Below are 16,787 nucleotides of genomic sequence, written 5' to 3'. Positions count from 1 at the left end.
AGAACAGCCAAGAATAAAAATAAATGACTGTTTAAGCCCTAATAACAACTGACAATAAGTGGGCGCAACACAATAAGAATAATGAGAACGGGCAGATCGACAATAAAAGCCAAAGTGATCGATGCCGGAGCAAAATTTGAGCAATAAAAATAATAAGGCTCAGAACAACAATAAAAATAAACAAAAAGTACTAAAAATAGCGACTAATAATAAAAATAAACAATAAGAATAAAGAGTAATAACAAAAACAATAATTTGTAGAAGACAACAAAAATAACGACAAGCACGTGACAAACTGACTGATTGTGCCTGGGAAAGGGTTTGCTGAAAAGCAAATTGATAGCGCAAGGATGCCGCTGCCTTCATACCAAATAAGAATAATTCCCTTCTTTTCTTTGTTTTATTCAATGTATGCACACCGTTTGCTGGCCCCCACAAGGAGCGGGACCGGCAGCTGTGCATTGCTGTGTGTTAGAATCCGCCTCCACAATAGTCCGGAATCACGTCCTCTCGGTGCGTCCCCGGATCAACACAGCGGCCCAATGACAATCGGGCTGCGGATAACACAGTAAGCCGTATGTTCAATTCCCTGATCAGCAGTATCAAACGCTGGCACAGCAAGCCCAAAGCCACAGACACGGCATCCGCCAGCGAGCCCAGCTCCGGTGGGGGCAAGTCGCCACAAAAGCGGGGCCGCAAATCGCGCTCCGGCCCGAGTAGATCCCGGGTCGTCGTTCCCCGCAGCGATCACAACCTTTCGCGACGAGACGTCAGCCGCGCGGCACTAACGGTCATGAAGCGCCTGCAGGAAGCCGGGTTCGAGGCCTATATTGTGGGCGGCGGTGTGCGCGACCTGCTACTGGGGGGCCATCCCAAGGATTTTGACGTCGCCACCGATGCCACCCCGGAACAAGCCAAGCAATTGTTCCGCGGCGCCCGTATCGTCGGCCGTCGCTTCCGCATCCTGCACGCCCGCATTGGCCGGGAGGTCATTGAGGTCACCACCTTCCGCGGACACCACAGCGATGGCGAGGCCCATGAAGCCCAGCAATCCGAGCACGGCATGCTGCTGCGGGACAACGTCTACGGCGACCTGGAAAGTGATGCAGTGCGTCGCGACTTCACCGTCAACGCGCTCTACTACACCACCAACGGGTTCGAAATCCACGATTACACCGGCGGTATCGAAGATATCAAACAGCGCCGGATCCGGATGATCGGCGACCCGGAGACCCGCTACAAAGAAGACCCGGTGCGCATGCTGCGCGCGGTGCGCTTTGCCGCCAAGCTGGACTTCGATATCGAGCCCGCCACCGCCGCGCCACTCGAGGAGCTGGCGCCGCTGCTGCGCAACATTGCCCCCGCGCGCCTGTTTGACGAGGTACTCAAGCTGCTGATGAGCGGCCACGGTGTGCGCACCTTCGAACTGATGTGCGAACACCACCTGTGGCCCCACCTGTTCCCGGACAATGCCAGCCAGCTGGATAACCCGGAGGCCCTCGCCCTTACCCGCCTGGCGCTGCGCAACACCGACCAGCGGATTCGCAACGACCAGCGGGTAACCCCGGCCTTCCTGTACGCAGCGCTGCTGTGGCCAGCGGTGAATTCCGAGCAGAAGTTCCTGATCGACAAAGGTATCCCGCCGGTACCGGCGCTGGCCCAGGCCGCACAGAAGATCACCAGTAACCAGCTGGTGCACACCGCGATTCCCAAACGCTTCTCCATGCCAATGCGGGAAATCTGGGACATGCAGTCCCGCCTGCCCCGCCGCGGTGGCGAGCGCGCCTTCCGCCTGATGGAAATGCCGCGTTTCCGCGCCGCTTACGACTTCCTGTTGCTGCGTGAGGAAAGTGGCGAGATCCCCGCGGGACTCGGCCAATGGTGGACCGAGTTCCAACAGGCCGACGAAGAGCTGCGCCAAAAGATGGTCCAGGATGTTCCCCGCAACGGTCCGCGCGGTGGCAAAGGCCGCGGGCGACGCAATCGCAGCGGGCGCAACCGGAACCGCAGCAAGCGTCCAAACAACGGTGCGGAACACCCATCAAATTGAGCGGAATTCACAAGTGAATCGCTGTTATATTGGCCTCGGTAGCAACCTGCAGGACCCGGCAGCACAACTGCGCAGTGCGCTGGAGCAGATGAAGGCAATCCCCGATACGACTTTGCTCAACTGCTCGGACCTGTACAGCAGCGCGCCAATCGGGCCCGGGGAGCAACCGGACTATGTCAACGCCGTCGCCAGCCTGGACACCGACCTGGCGCCGGAGGATTTACTGGACGCGCTGCAGGCAATCGAGAACCGCCACGGCCGCGAGCGGACCCTGCGCTGGGGCGCGCGGACCCTGGACCTGGACATTCTCCTGTTCGGTACCCGACAACTGGATACCGCGCGCCTGCAGGTGCCGCACCCGCGTATGGCAGAGCGCAATTTTGTACTGGAACCACTGGCGCAACTGGCCCCGGACCTGACCATGCCCGACGGAACGCCACTGCAGAAGCTGCTGGCCCAGTGCCCACCCAATCGATTACACCGACTGTAATCAGGGACAAGAAAAGGAGTATCCCCGGTGACAAGACTTCCCACATCCGACACTACTTCTGGCGACAACTACAGCGCGGAAAATATCGCCCAGGAACTGGATCTGGAAGGCAGGACACTACCGCGATTTATTGCCGTGGAAGGCAATATCGGTGTCGGCAAGACCACCCTCGCCAAGAAGCTCGCCGCCACCTTCAATTACGACACCCTGCTGGAACTGCCGGAAGAAAATCCGTTCCTCGAGCGCTTTTATCGCGACCCGAAGAGCGCCGCGCTACCCACCCAGCTGCACTTCTTGCTACAGCGCTCGCAACAGATTCAGGCATTGCGCCAGGACGATATGTTCAAGCCAGTGCGGGTAGCGGATTTCCTGATCGAAAAAGACCACCTGTTTGCAGAAGTCACCCTGGACAGCGATGAATTGCAGCTGTACCAGCAGGTGTACCAGCATCTCACGCTGGAGGCACCGAAACCGGATCTGGTGATCTACCTGCAGGCACCTCTGAATGTGCTGCAGGAGCGTATACACAAGCGCGGCATCGCGTCCGAGCGCAGCATCAGTAACGAATACCTGTCGACCCTCAACGAGGCCTATACCAATTTCTTTCACTACTACGACCAGGCCCCGCTGCTGATCGTCAACTGTGCGGAGATTGACATCGTCGACCAGCAGAAAGATTACCTGCAGCTGGTGGAGTACCTGCTGAACGTCAACAGCGGTCGCCACTATTACAATCCCGGCAAGTGACCGGTTCAGTACCAGATCCCTACCCCTAGATTTCCCGGGTTGAGAACCCCGCAACGTGAGTCATTGCCATGCCCTACGCCCCCGTTGAACTGACCAAACCGATTACTGTGCAGACCCTGCGCAAGATGAAGGCCGATGGAGAAAAGTTTATCTGCGTCGCCCTCTACGATGCGCCCATGGCCGCTATGGCCCAGAAAACCGGTGTGGAAACCGTGCTGATCGGCGACTCCCTGGGGATGACCGTCCTCGGCTACGACAGCACCATCCCCGTCACCATGGAGCAGATGATTTACCACGTGGAAGCCGTGGCCCGGGGCAACAAGCGATCCCTGATCATGGGCGACCTGCCGTTTATGACCTACGCCACCCCGGAGCAGGCACTGACCAACGCTACCCGCATCATGCAGGCCGGTGCGCACATGGTGAAAATCGAGGGCGGTGCCTGGCTCGCCCCCACGGTAAAAATGCTCACCGAGCGCGGTATTCCGGTATGCGCCCATCTCGGCCTGACACCGCAATCGGTGCACAAGCTTGGCGGTTTCCGGGTTCAAGGACGGGATGACGACCGCGCCGGTGAAATCCTCGACGACGCCGTACAGCTGGATGAGGCGGGTGCAGACCTGCTGGTACTGGAGTGCGTACCCAGCGACCTGGGCAAGCGCATTACCGACACGGTTACCATGCCCACCATCGGCATCGGCGCCGGCCCCCATACCGACGCCCAGGTACTGGTGATCAACGACATTCTCGGCCTTACCGAGAAGCCGCCCAAGTTTTCCAAAAACTTCCTGCAGGAAGCCGGGGACATCCCCGGTGCTCTGCGTAAATACGCGGAAGACGTTAAGAACGGCACCTTCCCGGACGACGCACACAGCTTCAGCTAAACGGGTCGCGACAAGCCCCCAGGACCAAGCGGCCTGCACAGTAGTAGAGACAGAGAAGTAGAGACATAGCCCGATGGAATTCAATACCCTGATCGCGAACGCGAAAGATACTTCCAAGGTGACCATTCCCGGCGGCTGGACCCAGGGGCGTGCCACCTTCGGCGGCCTCGCCGCAGCGCTGCTCTACCAGCCAATGGAAGCTGCCCTGGAAACCGCAACCAAGGGCGCCATAGCGGAAACCCCGCTGCGCTCGATGACCATTTCATTCGTCGCGCCGGCAGAAGCCGGAGAACTGGACACCCGCTCCCGCGTGTTGCGCGCAGGCCGCTCGGCGGTACAGATCGAGGCCCACGCCAGCCAGGGCAACCAGGTCGTAACCGCAGCCCTTGCCAGCTTCGGCAAACCTCGACAATCCACGGTTGCGGTTTCCCCGGATGCGGCACCACAGTTCCGCGCGCCGGACGAGTGTGAAGCCCTGCCCTATATCGAGGGGCTGGTGCCGGAATTCACCCAACATTTCGACTACCGCCTGGCCGCAGGTGCCTTCCCGTTCAGTGGCAGCAGCGAGCCCCGTCTGGGTGGCTGGATCCGCTTTCGGGAATCCGCGGGCCCGGTCACCACCGCCCACCTGCTGGCACTGATCGACGCATGGCCCCCGGCAGTCTTGTCGATGCTGAAAGACCTGGCCGCAGCCAGCTCACTGACCTGGACCCTGGAAATGATGCCCACGGCCCACCACGTAAAAGCCGAGCGCAGCGCAGACAGTGGCGACTGGTGGCAGTATCTGGCGGAAGTGGAACAGGCGGAAGACGGTTACGGTGCGATTCGCGCGCGCCTGTGGGATGCCAGTGGCCGGCTGATGGCCCTGTCCCGGCAGACGGTTACGGTATTTGGCTGACGGTCAGAGCCACTTTTTCCAGCGAAAAACCACCAGCTGGACGGCCACGGTTACCGCCAGTAACACACAGAAAATCAGGAATGCGCGGGGGTTTTCCGAGCCGGGAATCCCCCCCACATTGACCCCCAGCAAGCCGGTAAAGAAACCCAGTGGCAGGAAGATCGCCGCAATAATCGAAAGCACATACATGCGACTGTTGAGCTGCTCGGAGATACGGCTCATCAGCTCTTCCTGGGTCACCGCCGCGCGCTCCCGCACCGCATCGATATCCTCAATATGCCGCAGCAGGCGGTCGCTCACTTCCCGCAGCTGCAAGCGCTCGGGCTCGCCGATCCAGTCCAGCTTTTCCACCATCAGGCGTGCCAGCGCTTCCCGTTGCGGGGAAAGGTAACGGCGCAGGGTAATGGTCTGCTTGCGCAACAGTGCCAGATCCAGTCGCAGGCTGCCGCTGGCTCCGGCCACAACCCGGTCTTCCAGCTCGTCGATGGTGTCCTCGAAGGTATCTACGGTATCGCTCATGCGCCACACCAGCAGATCCGCCAGTTCCACTACCAGCGCCGAACAGCTGCGCGGTCCACGGCCGCTCTCCAGTTGCTGACACAGGTCGTTCACCGACAATAACTGCCGCTTGCGGGTACTGATTACCCGGTGCTCTTCCGCCCACAAACGGATCGAGACCATATCCTCCGGCTGAGATTCCGGATTCAGATTGACACCGCGCAGGGCAATCAACAGGCCGTCGCCGATACCGGTGGTGCGCGGGCGGGTTTCCTCGGTGAGCAGGGCATCGGCCACCAGCGGATCCAGTTGTGCTGGTCCGCCAATCCATGCCCGGGTATCGGGATCGGTGTAGTCCAGGTGCAACCACAGCTTGCCCTGCTCGGGTGCCCAGGCCTCCACTTCGGGCCAGCCAATACGACGCCCGCGACCGCGGCTATCCAACAGGTAGGCGTGAATCAATCCGGATTGCATGGGAACGTCTCCGCGGTCGAGGCCAGACACCGGCAGAAATAAGAAAAACTCAGCGGCTCAGGGTCAGGCTGGCACGCGCACTTTCACCGGCGCCCAGCTGCCAGCTGTTGGCGAAGGCATTGCCGTGTTCCACGCACACAAAGCCGTGGAAGTGCTCGCCGATATCACCAATGGTGGCTGCCAGCTCCGCCCCTGGATTCCAGGTAATCACCGTATGGCAATTTTCGCTGTGCGCGGTGATCGGGTTGGGGGTAACAATTTTCTGGCTGGCTGGCGCCTGCTCGAATACCCGATCCACTTCGCCATCAAAGGTCTGCGGGCCTTCGAGGGTATCGCGGGCAAATCCAAGGGTCTTGTCCAGGTAACTCACACCGGAAAGCCCCTCGACCTGGACCTCGGCCACGTCTGCCACCGCGAAGTAACTGTGCAACGCCCAGCTGTATTCCGCAGCCGTGTCGGCGGTATTGGTCAGCTCGAGATCAAAGGTGAGCGATTTGCCAAGGCCGACTTTCAGCAGACACTCGAAACTGGCGGCGAAAAGATCATCCCCGGGGTGCTGGAAGCGAAACGTCAGTACAACCGTGCCGTCCGCCTGCTCTTCAGTGCCGGCAATCTCCCATAACTGGGTGCGCACCAGACCGTGTTTGGGTTTGCTGGGGTCACTGCGGTTTTCTCCGAACCATGGCAGGCACAGCGGTACACCGCCGCGCACCGCGGTTCCGGCTTTGAAAGTGGCGCTCGGGCTCAGCCACAGCAGTGGCGCGCGGCCCTGTGCGGTGAACTCCAGCACCTGCGCACCCTGCAGGGATATCACTGCGCGACACAGGCCGGTTTCCACCAGCAGCAGATCCTGACCGGGTTTGTTGTACAGGGCACCGCTGTCGGTGCGGGTGAGGTATTGGGTGAGGTGGTCGAATGCTGCCACGGAACGAAACTCCCTTTCCCTGATGCCATTTTTCTTGAAATTGTTGAGAGGGTCGGCCGCGGGCGCGCCCTACCCGAATGGGATACTACTCTGCCTTTTCGATCTGCAGCCAGTCAAACCCTTCCTGCTGACAGGCAAAAATACAGTTGGCAGCGCGGGCGGCGGCATCGGCCAGTGCCGCGCGCGCCAGCTCCAGGCTGTTGTTCTTCTCGCTGATATGCGCCACGACAAGGTGCTGCAGGTGATCACTTCCCACCCGCTGCAGGAAACCGGCGGCCTGCTGGTTGCTCAGGTGTCCGTAGGCACCCCCGACCCGTCGCTTGAGCGAGGGCGGATAAGGCCCCTGGGCAAGCATTTGCGGGTCGTGGTTGGCCTCGAGGACAAGAGCGTCGCAGTCGCCGTAGTGGGACTCCACATGGGGAGTGATGGTCCCCAGATCGGTCAATAACCCCAGACTACTGCCGCGGCTGCGGAACACAAATTGCGCCGCCTCGCGGGCATCGTGCGGCACCGCCACCGGCGTCACCTGGATATCCCCCACGGCGAATGGCTGGTGCCCTTCGATCAGGTGCACCTCCGGCAACTTGCCCACATCCCGCGCACGCAGGGTGCCAGGGGTGAGGTATACCGGCAGGCGATACTTGCGCGCCAGCGGGCCGACACCGCCGAGGTGATCGCTGTGTTCGTGCGTGACGAGGATCGCGGAGAGCTCCGCGGGAGAGACACCGAGCCGCGCCATGCGCCGCTCGGTTTCCTTGATGGTGAAACCGCAGTCCACCAGAAGACAGTGGTCGCCAGAGGCGACCAGAGTGCCGTTGCCCTTGCTGCCACTACCCAGGGAGGCAAATCTGATCGCCATGTGCGCTATCCGATACTCTGCTTGCGATGCTGACCGAGAGACCCGGTCAGATCAGGTTCTGACGGATAGCCATCAGCAGTTCAGATGTCTTGGCGCGCGACAGCGGCAGGCCGCGGGTATTGCGGATACGCACTTCAATGGCGTTGTCCACTCCGCGCAATACCACCAGATAACCCGGGATATTGCTGTTGGGGGCGCCACCCAGGCCCTGCATATTCGCAAACAGCGCGGGCTCGGCATTGGCGCTCGTATCGATATTCGCCAGTACCTGTTGCAGGCTGTAGGCATCCGCCGACTGGGCCAGTTTGTCCTCGCCCTTGCCGGAGCCCCAGCTGGAGAACCAGCCGCCCTCTTCATCTTCCGCCAGCTCGCGCTCCGAATCATAGGTTACATAGAAGACCCGGATATCCGCGTCTTCCTTGTGCAGCCGGTAGGCACCGGTGTTCAACGCGTGGCTCACCGTGGCCCAGGCACGGCTCATAGACAGGCCCAGAGCGATATAGGGCTCCTTGCCCGCCGGCTCCATCACCTGCACCTTGACCTTGCCACCGCCAATGGCCTGCGCCACCAGGGAGGCCGCCGCACCGCTGGACTCCGCCGCCAGCGCGCCGGACATTTCATCGATCATCCAGCCTTCGCGTTCCGGGCTCGAGGACTGCGCAGGCCAGTTCACCGCACCGCCAACTTGCGCATCCAGGGGAACCGCGAGATGCCTGACGTGAATCTCAGTGGTATCTGGCTGAACCCCCGATTCCACTTGCAGGCGGTATTTGTCTTTGGTCTCGGGAGAATCCCCGAAGGTAAGCCAGGTCGTTTCCATGGTACCGGCGCCCGCATCAGACAAGGCCAGCTGCAGTCCGGTGGTACGCAGGAAGTAATGCAGTTGCGGCCAGACCTCATCCGGCGGCTGGTTCACCAGCACCCAGCGACGATTGCCCAGCTTCTGGATTTTCACCCGATCCAGGCCGACGTTCACCGACAGCGCTTGAGGGCGCGGCACCACGAATTCGCCGCGATCCACTTCAGCGCTGATCTGCGGTACTTCGTAAAGCTCTTCCTGCTGTTTCACGGAAACACCTTCCGGCACCTGCAGCGGGGGCAGGCTGTCCGCCAGCTGATAGTCGTCACCGCGGTCGCGGAAATAACCGTCCTTGCCAAAGATGCCACAGCCACTCAGGGTGGTAACCGCAGCGCACAGCACGGCTCCGGCGGTAAGTTTTGTCATTATTGGTACCTTGTCGAATCAGTCCCGATCGCATTTGTCCTGGTGCGGTAATGGCCAGCTGGCCGGGGCAAAAAGCCCATGGTTACCGCGAAGTTTTCTGCCTGTCAGAGCACGCCCGCGCTGCGCAGCGCATCGCGCACCACAGCGTGGTGCTCGGGGGACAGGCCGGTAAGCGGCAGGCGAATACCGCTGTCGATGCGACCCATTTCTTTCAGCGCCCATTTCACCGGTATGGGGTTGGACTCCACAAACAGCGTTTTGTGCAATATATCAATGCGCTGGTTGATCGCGCGCGCGGTTTCCGCATCACCCGCCAGTGCCGCTTCACACATCTGCGCAACTGCAGCAGGGGCCACATTGGCGGTCACACTGATATTGCCGTGGCCACCCAGAAGCATCAGTTCTATGGCGGTAGCGTCGTCACCGGAGTAGACCGCAAAGTCTTCCGGCACTAGTTCAATCACCTGACGCGCCCGTTCCAGGTCGCCCGTGGCTTCTTTGATGCCCACGATATTGCTGACTGCGGACAGGCGCTGCACGGTCTCCGGCAACATATCCACAGCAGTGCGCCCCGGCACATTGTAGAGGATCTGGGGAATATCAACGGCCTTGGCCACCGCCTTGAAGTGCTGATACAGCCCTTCCTGGGTGGGCTTGTTGTAGTAGGGGGTCACCAGCAAACACGCATCGGCGCCACATTTGGCGGCAGTTGCGGTCAGCTCAATGGCTTCGGTAGTGGAATTGGCACCGGTACCGGCGATGACCGGGATACGTCCGGCGACCTGATCCACCACGCGGCGGATGACTTCCAGGTGTTCATGCACGTCGAGGGTCGCCGATTCACCGGTGGTACCTACCGCCACCAGCGCCCGGGTGCCCTGCTCTATGTGCCACTCCACCAGCTCGTGCAGCTTGTCCCAGTCGAGGCTACCATCTGCATACATGGGTGTGGCCAGGGCCACCATACTGCCGGAAATCATTGCAACTCCTTCTCCAGCCGACCCAGTCGCCGGCCTGTACCGCCAAAAATTGAATGCGGTATGTTACTGAGCGTGCCAGTTCGATGCCAGCGCAAAAAAGCCATCCCGCCACATCACATCAAATAGGCTATTTTTTGATCAAATCTTGCGCTTTTTACGGCGCTTCTTGCGCGCCGGGTAAAAACTCTCCTCACCCTCGGGGCGAGTCTTGAAACGGCGGTGTACCCACATGTACTGCGAGGGGTTCTCGCGCATACGCGCCTCTACAAACTGATTGACCAGTACCGCATCTTTCAGTTCGTCGCCTGACGGAATTTCCTCGATCGGCGGAAACACTTTTACGTGGTAAACGCCCTTCTCTTCCAGGCGGGTCACCGTGTAGGGCACCACCTGCGCGCGGCCCACCCGCGCAAATCGCGAAGTGCCGGTAACCGTCGCCGTGGGGATACCGAACAGGGGCGCGAATACCCCCTGCTTGATGCCGTAATCCTGGTCCGGTGCGTACCACACCGCACGACCCTTCTGCAGAGCCCGCAACATACCGCGCACATCTTTGCGCTGCAGCACGTTGGAACTCTCCCCGTGGCGCTCGCGGCCTTTGCGCTGCATATAGTCGTAGACGGGGTTCTTATGAGGCCGATACATGCCATCCACGGGATGACTCATGCTCATGAACGCGGCGCCGATTTCCAGAGTGGTGAAATGCATTGCCATCATCACCACCCCCTGTCCGCGACTGTGCGCGTCCTGAAGATATTCAAGCCCCTCGATGGTAAAGCGCTTGCGCAGCCAGGTGCTGGCGCGGAACCAGGCCATGCCGGTTTCCATGAGCGCTATGCCGTTGGAGGCAAAGTTGCGGCGCAGCAGCTGTTCGCGCTTGTGCGCAGAGAGTTCGGGGAAGCACAGCGCCAGATTGCGCGCGGCGATTTCCCGGCGGCTGGCGGCAAAACGCAGCATCAACTTGCCGACAACACGGCCGATTGAAATTTGCCAGCGATAAGGTAATTGCGCCACCAGATACCAGAGCCCGAACAGCGACCAGGTCAGCCAGTAACGCGGGTGTAACAGGGCGACACGAAAATGTGGTTTTTCCATAGAGTGCGGACAACAGCGATCGGCGAGTGAATAACCGGAGGCCTGGGCGCCCGGAAGAAAACGGCGCATTATAGCCGCGCCCGCCGTTCGGAGGTACTCCCCCGTCGCCTAGCTATCCGCGATACCGATGCTGTCCCGGCACAGGCCTACTGGCCTGCAGCTCCCGTCACTGTTTGACCGCAACACAGCTAGTGCCTCAGCAGGGCGTCCAGCTCATCCACAACCTCGCACCAGTCGGAATCCTCGACAATCGCATCGTGCAGAAACTTGCGCTGACTGTCGCTCCAGAACTCGGCTCGAGCCAGCTTTTCCTCTCCGGCCAGGTGATGCCGGGAGAGGAAATCCTCTATCGCAGTGTCATCTGAACCCAGGCCCAATTGGGCGAAAAGCTCGTTGAGTGTGTGGTGACCGGTCTCCATACAACCTCCCGTTAACACAGTTCAGGCGGATTTTTGCAGGCGTCCCGTGGAGAAAGCACGCCTCGACTGTGTGACGCGCCCCATCCACAGGGCGCGCAACACTACCTGTGAGTATAGATAGCCGTGCAGATTCCGGCGCCAGATAACGCGCCGGACACGCGGAATCAATTCACACGGCCCTTCACCACCCTGCCTGATGTCACCGAATCAGATTTCAAGGGGCGGGGTTGGGGTTCTGGCAGTGGATATCTTCTATCGCCGCCAGTTGATCCGCACTCAACGCGATTTCGGCGCTGGCAATATTGCTCCTGAGCTGCTCCATGGTGGTAGCGCCGATGATGTTGGACGTCACAAATGGCTGCTGGGTAACGAAAGCCAGGGCCATCTGTGCGGGATCGAGGCCGGACTCGCGGGCGAGGTTCACATATTGCTCGGTGGCGGAGACCGCGCGCTCCCCGGTGTACCGCTGGAAACGCTCGAACAGGGTGAGGCGGGCGCCCGCGGGCCGGGCGCCATCTAGATACTTGCCACTGAGGGTGCCAAATGCCAGTGGTGAATAGGCCAGTAGACCGCACTGCTCGCGAATCGCCATTTCTGCCAATCCCACCTCGAAGGTGCGGTTCAGCAAGCTATAGGGGTTCTGGATGGAGGCAACACGCGGTTTGCTGCCATGGGCGGCGAGTCGCAGGTAACGGTGCATTCCCCAGGGTGTTTCATTGGACAGACCGATGTGACGCACTTTGCCGGCTTCTACCAGCTCCTGCAGGGCGGACAGGGTTTCACTGATATCCACACCGTCATCATCGCCGTGCTGATAACCTAGCTTGCCGAAAAAGTTGGACTGACGCTCGGGCCAGTGCACCTGATAGAGGTCGATATAATCGGTTTTCAGTCGCGACAGGGAGTCGTCACAGGCCTTTAGGATCTGCGCGCGATCGAGACGGGGACCGCCGCGAATATGCCCCACCCCGGAGTTGGCAGCACTGCGCCCTGTAACCTTGCTCGCCAAAATAACCTCTGCGCGCTTCCCTCGTTTTTGCAACCAGTTACCAATGATTTCTTCGGTAGCACCGTAGGTCTCGGGCTTTGGCGGCACCGGATACATTTCGGCACAATCAATAAAATTGATTCCCTGTTCCAGTGCGTAATCCAGTTGCCCGAACGCTTCCGCCTCGCTGTTCTGCTCGCCGAACGTCATGGTGCCAAGACAGATTTTGCTGACCTCAATGTCGGTTTTGCCGAGCTTGCGATACTCCATTTGAACTCCCCCTGAAAATGGTTGTGCGGATTTTGTCTCGCATTATGCAGCGCCCCACCACAAGCGCCAACCGCACCCCAACTTATTTCACGGTTAGTTTCATCCACCAAAATACCCAGGGATTCCATAACGCATTGGCGTTAATACAAGGATGGCGACCGCAGATGCGACGATAAACAGGCCGGTGCCGACAATCCAGGTAGTTTCACTGCGGGAGCAGATCAGGATCAAAAGTAAAGCAGCGAGGACCAGATCTTCCACGTTGGTTGGATCGAAATAACCGAGATCAAATAGAAGTACGTTGATGAAGTAGCCGATAATAAAATACACCGCGAGACAGGCAAGCGCCCAGCGGCCATTAAACAGAAAGCGATGAAAGGCGCCCTCGCGGTTTTGTCGGCGCAACTCTTCCCCTGAGCCAGGAAAGCTTTCATTCAAAATGTCGGGAACCACAAGACGGCCGGCGACACACAGTACCAGAGTTAACCCGACCAACAGGCCAAATTCCAGCGCGGTCCATTCGCGCTGTATCTGATGCAACTCAAATGCGGCCCACAATAATTGATATTGCCAGGCCAGCACGAGTATCACCCAGACAAAAGTGAGCCAGTGCACAGGGCGGTGCTTGCGCTGACGAAAAGCCCGCACCAGATCCCCCAGCATGGTTGTCAGTGCCAGCGCGACAACCACCAGAAGAAAGCTGATGACATACTCAAAAATGCTCATTATTGACCACCCGTTCTCTTTAAGTGATCCAGCTGGACCACCGCAGGCCCATTAAAGGGTCGCAGGGATCAAATCGCGAATGATGTTTTCTCTCACAGACAAAAATGAGCACAAGTGGCTTGGAAAGCCATCATCGAGCCATTACATACCGCAGTGCTTGCAAATTTCACGCATAAAAAAACCGGCCATAAATGGCCGGTTTTTTAAGTACTATCAAGAATTACTGAAACTTGGCTTCCACCAGCGGACTGGTATCTGCCTCGTAGTCGACACCGTCGACGCCGAAGCCAAACAGCTTCAGGAAGTCGTCACTGTAGCCCTTGTAATCGGTGAGCTGGAACAGGTTTTCCTCGGTCACCTCCGGCCACAGTTTTTCAATCTTGGCCTGGGTTTCCGGACGCAGTTCCTTGTCGTCCATACGGAAACGGTTGGTGTCATCCAGTCGCGGCGCATCGGTGTACAGGCCTTCGGTGTAAAGACGATACAGCTGCTCGATACAACCCTCGTGGGTGCCCTCTTCCTTCATCACCTTGTAGACGAGGGAAATATACAGCGGCATTACCGGGATCGCGGAGCTCGACTGGGTCACCAGGGCTTTCAGTACCGCGACATTAGCACTGGCATTGCCGCTGTCGCTGATGGCCTGGGCCGCGCGGTCCAGGTCTTCTTTCGCTTTGCCGATGGTTGCGTGGCCGTAGATCGGCCAGGTCAGCTTCTCGCCGATATAGGTATAGGCCACGGTCTTGCAATCGTCAGCAAGTACACCGGCGTCGCCCAGGGCTTTCAGCCAGAGTTCCCAGTCTTCGCCACCCATGACTTTAACGGTAGCGGCGATTTCTTCTTCGTTGGCCGGATCAACACTGATGTCCGAGATTTCCAGCTTATCGGTGTTGAGGTTCTTGGCGGTGTAGGACTTGCCGATGGGCTTCAGCACGGAGCTGTACAGCTCGCCGGTCTCCGGATCGGTACGACGAGGAGAGGCCAGGCTGTAGATCACCAGGTCGATCTTACCGAGATCCTGCTTGATCATGTCGATGGCCTTGGCCTTGATCTCATTGGAGAAGGCGTCGCCATTGATGCTTTTTGCGTACAGGCCCGCCTTGTGCGCTTCGTCTTCAAAAGCGGCTGAATTGTAGTAGCCGGCAGAAGCGGTGCGCTTTTCAGTGGGCGGCTTTTCAAAGAAAACACCGAGTGTTTTAGCACCACAACCGAAGGCGGCGGTGATACGGGAAGCCAGGCCATAGCCGGTGGAAGCACCGACCACAAGCACGTTTTTCGGACCGTCTTCAATGGCGGGCTGGGACTTGATGTACTCGATCTGTTCACGCACGTTGGCGGCGCAACCCTGAGGGTGGGCGTTGGTGCAGATGAAACCGCGAACTTTCGGCTTGATGATCATGCCGGGCTCTCTCCGTTGGGTGATTCTACAGGGGGTCGACTGGTCGACCACAAAGCGGCACATTCTAATAGTTGTTGGCAGCAACTCCCATAGCTGCAGATCACGCTACGGGAATCTGCCGGCCAGAATATCCATGCTTGCGGCCAGTTTAGCCAAGCTGGATACCCAACCCCTGCCCCAGGTCAGTGCGAAATGGATAAAAAACGCACACAAATGACCGCGCATCGGCAATATGGTCACAGCCACCAAGCTGTCTGCCACCGTTGCAGCCAATGAGGCAGGCACTGAATCAAGAGTCGCAAACCCCTCTCCACTGTTGGCACGCTTAATGCAAAACCCGCGTTGAGACCGCGAGGAAATGCGGCGCTCTTATTTTTTTCCAGGGAGATGCAGCGAGGTAAATTCCCATGAAGTACTACTCACGTCATTTCGTTAAACCCGGCGATCTGAATCCAGCACAACGCCTCTTCGGTGGCCAGGCGCTGGCGTGGATAGATGAGGAAGCAGCTATTTTCGCGGGGTGCCAGATGGGCACCGCCAATATCGTGACCAAGCTGATGTCGGAGATCGATTTTGTCAGCTCTGCCGTCTGCGGCGACATTGTGGAGTTCGGGTTTGAGGTAACGGCAATCGGCCGCACCTCCCTCACCGTGCACTGCGAAATGCGCAACAAGCAGACCCGGGAACTGATTGTGCGCGTTGAACGGATTGTCTTTGTATCTCTGGATGCAGAGGGAAAGCCCACGCCACATAAAAAGGCGGGCATGACCGTGCCCGAAGCCGCCAACTCCTCCGCTGAGCCGAGCAAGCTGGCCAGCTGATTCACATCCAGTCCCGATAAAACAAAAAAAGCCTGTGGGGCTCCCCCACAGGCTTTTTACATTGGAGCCACTAGCTGAACGTTATCGCAACAGCAGTAACGGCTGGTTGGTACCGAGCAACATTTTTGCGGTCACGCTGCCCAGCAACAGATCGCGCAATTTACTGTGACTGAAAGCCCCCATTACCGTCAGGTCGATCTCGTGCTCCTGCTGGTAGGCAATCAATGCCTCCACCGTCTTGCCCTGCAGATTGGCACTGACCACCGAAACCCCACCGTGACTCAACGCCTCGGCGCCCTCGGCAAGCACCGACTCGGCACCGTCTCCCACATATACCAGGTGACACTCGGTCCCTTTGAGCAATGGACTATTGGCCACCATATCCAGCGCCTTGCGCGCGGCCTCACTGCCGTCGTAGGCGAGCATGATCGAACGCGGCGCCTTGAACTCCCGGTTTACCACCAGAATCGGCTTGTGCAGGGAACGCACCACTGACTCCAGCTGCGCCCCCAGACCGCGATCCGCCTCACCGTGCTCCTCACCACGAATCCCCAGCACCAGAACCCGGATATGATCCTCCAGCTCCACCAGAGACTCGATCAGGCTACCGTGGCGCTGGCAGGTAACCACCCGCTCCGCCCCGGCACCCAGCGCGCGCTCCCGTGCCCCCTCCAGCATCTGCCGTCCCTGTTCCAGCAACAGCTTCGAGCGCTGCTGCTCCAGGGTCGTCAGCTCCTCCAGCAGCTCCTCCTGGCTACCCAGACCAATACTGCCACTCAGGTCCGCCACTGCGGGTGTGGAGACGCGTTCGATATTGTGCAGAAGCTTGATGGGGGCGCCGGTACGGCTGGCGATCCAGGCGGCGTAATCACAAACCGCGCCGGTGTAGTGGGATCCGTCGATGCAGGCAAGTACTAGGGGATCTTTTTGTTCGGTCATTTATTATTTTCTCTCTATCGCAAGTCACAATCGAAGTATAGAAATCAGACGCGAAGCTCAAGTGCCGGGGGGAGGGATTTCAAAAGCGTCGGCGACATGG

The 16,787-nt window shown here is 59.1% G+C and carries 17 protein-coding genes; 6 read left to right on the top strand and 11 right to left on the bottom strand.

Annotation, left to right across the window (positions count from 1 at the left end; genetic code table 11):
- Positions 1-577 precede the first annotated feature (577 nt).
- The 5 genes from pcnB to ACONT6_RS03825 all read left to right on the top strand — a co-directional run bounded on the left by pcnB (position 578) and on the right by ACONT6_RS03825 (position 5,069).
- Positions 578-2,050 carry a polynucleotide adenylyltransferase PcnB gene (gene pcnB, locus ACONT6_RS03845; RefSeq protein WP_428820498.1) on the top strand — a complete coding sequence of 491 codons (1,473 nt, stop codon included), beginning with the start codon at positions 578-580 and terminating at the stop codon, positions 2,048-2,050.
- Between the two features lie 13 nt (positions 2,051-2,063).
- Positions 2,064-2,540, top strand: coding sequence for a 2-amino-4-hydroxy-6-hydroxymethyldihydropteridine diphosphokinase (gene folK, locus ACONT6_RS03840; RefSeq protein WP_428820497.1), 477 nt, complete (start codon positions 2,064-2,066; stop codon positions 2,538-2,540).
- An 84-nt stretch (positions 2,541-2,624) separates the two neighbouring features.
- Positions 2,625-3,287, top strand: a complete 663-nt coding sequence (locus ACONT6_RS03835) for a deoxynucleoside kinase (protein ID WP_181255410.1) — start codon at positions 2,625-2,627, stop codon at positions 3,285-3,287.
- 68 nt (positions 3,288-3,355) lie between these two features.
- Positions 3,356-4,171, top strand: a complete 816-nt coding sequence (gene panB, locus ACONT6_RS03830; RefSeq protein ID WP_181253948.1) for a 3-methyl-2-oxobutanoate hydroxymethyltransferase — start codon at positions 3,356-3,358, stop codon at positions 4,169-4,171.
- A 73-nt stretch (positions 4,172-4,244) separates the two neighbouring features.
- Positions 4,245-5,069: a thioesterase family protein gene (locus tag ACONT6_RS03825; RefSeq protein ID WP_428820496.1), complete on the top strand. Its 825-nt coding sequence runs from the start codon at positions 4,245-4,247 to the stop codon at positions 5,067-5,069.
- 3 nt (positions 5,070-5,072) lie between these two features.
- Here ACONT6_RS03825 and zntB read toward each other — a convergent pair whose 3' ends face one another.
- The 10 genes from zntB to fabV form a co-directional block, all read right to left on the bottom strand.
- Positions 5,073-6,041 carry a zinc transporter ZntB gene (gene zntB / locus ACONT6_RS03820; protein ID WP_428820495.1) on the bottom strand — a complete coding sequence of 323 codons (969 nt, stop codon included), beginning with the start codon at positions 6,039-6,041 and terminating at the stop codon, positions 5,073-5,075.
- Positions 6,042-6,090: 49 nt separating this feature from the next.
- On the bottom strand, positions 6,091-6,966 hold the full coding sequence (locus ACONT6_RS03815) for a D-hexose-6-phosphate mutarotase (protein ID WP_428820494.1): 876 nt from the start codon (positions 6,964-6,966) through the stop codon (positions 6,091-6,093).
- 85 nt (positions 6,967-7,051) lie between these two features.
- Positions 7,052-7,825, bottom strand: a complete 774-nt coding sequence (locus ACONT6_RS03810) for an MBL fold metallo-hydrolase (RefSeq protein ID WP_428820493.1) — start codon at positions 7,823-7,825, stop codon at positions 7,052-7,054.
- Positions 7,826-7,871: 46 nt separating this feature from the next.
- Entirely contained in the window at positions 7,872-9,050 is a 1,179-nt protein-coding gene (gene bamC, locus ACONT6_RS03805; RefSeq protein WP_428820492.1) for an outer membrane protein assembly factor BamC, read from the bottom strand.
- A gap of 104 nt (positions 9,051-9,154) precedes the next feature.
- On the bottom strand, positions 9,155-10,030 hold the full coding sequence (dapA, locus tag ACONT6_RS03800) for a 4-hydroxy-tetrahydrodipicolinate synthase (RefSeq protein WP_428820491.1): 876 nt from the start codon (positions 10,028-10,030) through the stop codon (positions 9,155-9,157).
- Between the two features lie 138 nt (positions 10,031-10,168).
- A complete protein-coding gene (lpxL, locus tag ACONT6_RS03795; RefSeq protein ID WP_428820490.1) occupies positions 10,169-11,194 on the bottom strand; it encodes an LpxL/LpxP family Kdo(2)-lipid IV(A) lauroyl/palmitoleoyl acyltransferase in 1,026 nt (341 codons plus the stop codon).
- A gap of 119 nt (positions 11,195-11,313) precedes the next feature.
- On the bottom strand, positions 11,314-11,544 hold the full coding sequence (locus tag ACONT6_RS03790; protein WP_428820489.1) for a DUF2789 domain-containing protein: 231 nt from the start codon (positions 11,542-11,544) through the stop codon (positions 11,314-11,316).
- Positions 11,545-11,758: 214 nt separating this feature from the next.
- Complete coding sequence (locus ACONT6_RS03785; RefSeq protein ID WP_428820488.1) at positions 11,759-12,802, bottom strand: NADP(H)-dependent aldo-keto reductase; 1,044 nt, start codon at positions 12,800-12,802, stop codon at positions 11,759-11,761.
- 99 nt (positions 12,803-12,901) lie between these two features.
- The gene (locus ACONT6_RS03780; RefSeq protein WP_428820487.1) at positions 12,902-13,528 is read right to left on the bottom strand and encodes a hypothetical protein; all 627 of its coding nucleotides are present in this window, start codon (positions 13,526-13,528) and stop codon (positions 12,902-12,904) included.
- 220 nt (positions 13,529-13,748) lie between these two features.
- Entirely contained in the window at positions 13,749-14,927 is a 1,179-nt protein-coding gene (gene fabV / locus ACONT6_RS03775) for an enoyl-ACP reductase FabV (RefSeq protein WP_428820486.1), read from the bottom strand.
- A 407-nt stretch (positions 14,928-15,334) separates the two neighbouring features.
- Between fabV and ACONT6_RS03770 the strand changes: the two genes are divergently transcribed.
- Positions 15,335-15,748: an acyl-CoA thioesterase gene (locus ACONT6_RS03770; protein ID WP_428820485.1), complete on the top strand. Its 414-nt coding sequence runs from the start codon at positions 15,335-15,337 to the stop codon at positions 15,746-15,748.
- 81 nt (positions 15,749-15,829) lie between these two features.
- Here ACONT6_RS03770 and ACONT6_RS03765 read toward each other — a convergent pair whose 3' ends face one another.
- Positions 15,830-16,687: a universal stress protein gene (locus ACONT6_RS03765; RefSeq protein WP_428820484.1), complete on the bottom strand. Its 858-nt coding sequence runs from the start codon at positions 16,685-16,687 to the stop codon at positions 15,830-15,832.
- Positions 16,688-16,787: the final 100 nt, after the last annotated feature.

The sequence above is a fragment of the Microbulbifer sp. MCCC 1A16149 genome, assembly GCF_050368945.1.
Taxonomy (GTDB): Bacteria; Pseudomonadota; Gammaproteobacteria; order Pseudomonadales; family Cellvibrionaceae; genus Microbulbifer.
Note: the sequence above shows the minus strand (reverse complement) of the source record. Positions and strands in the feature narration are given on the sequence as shown.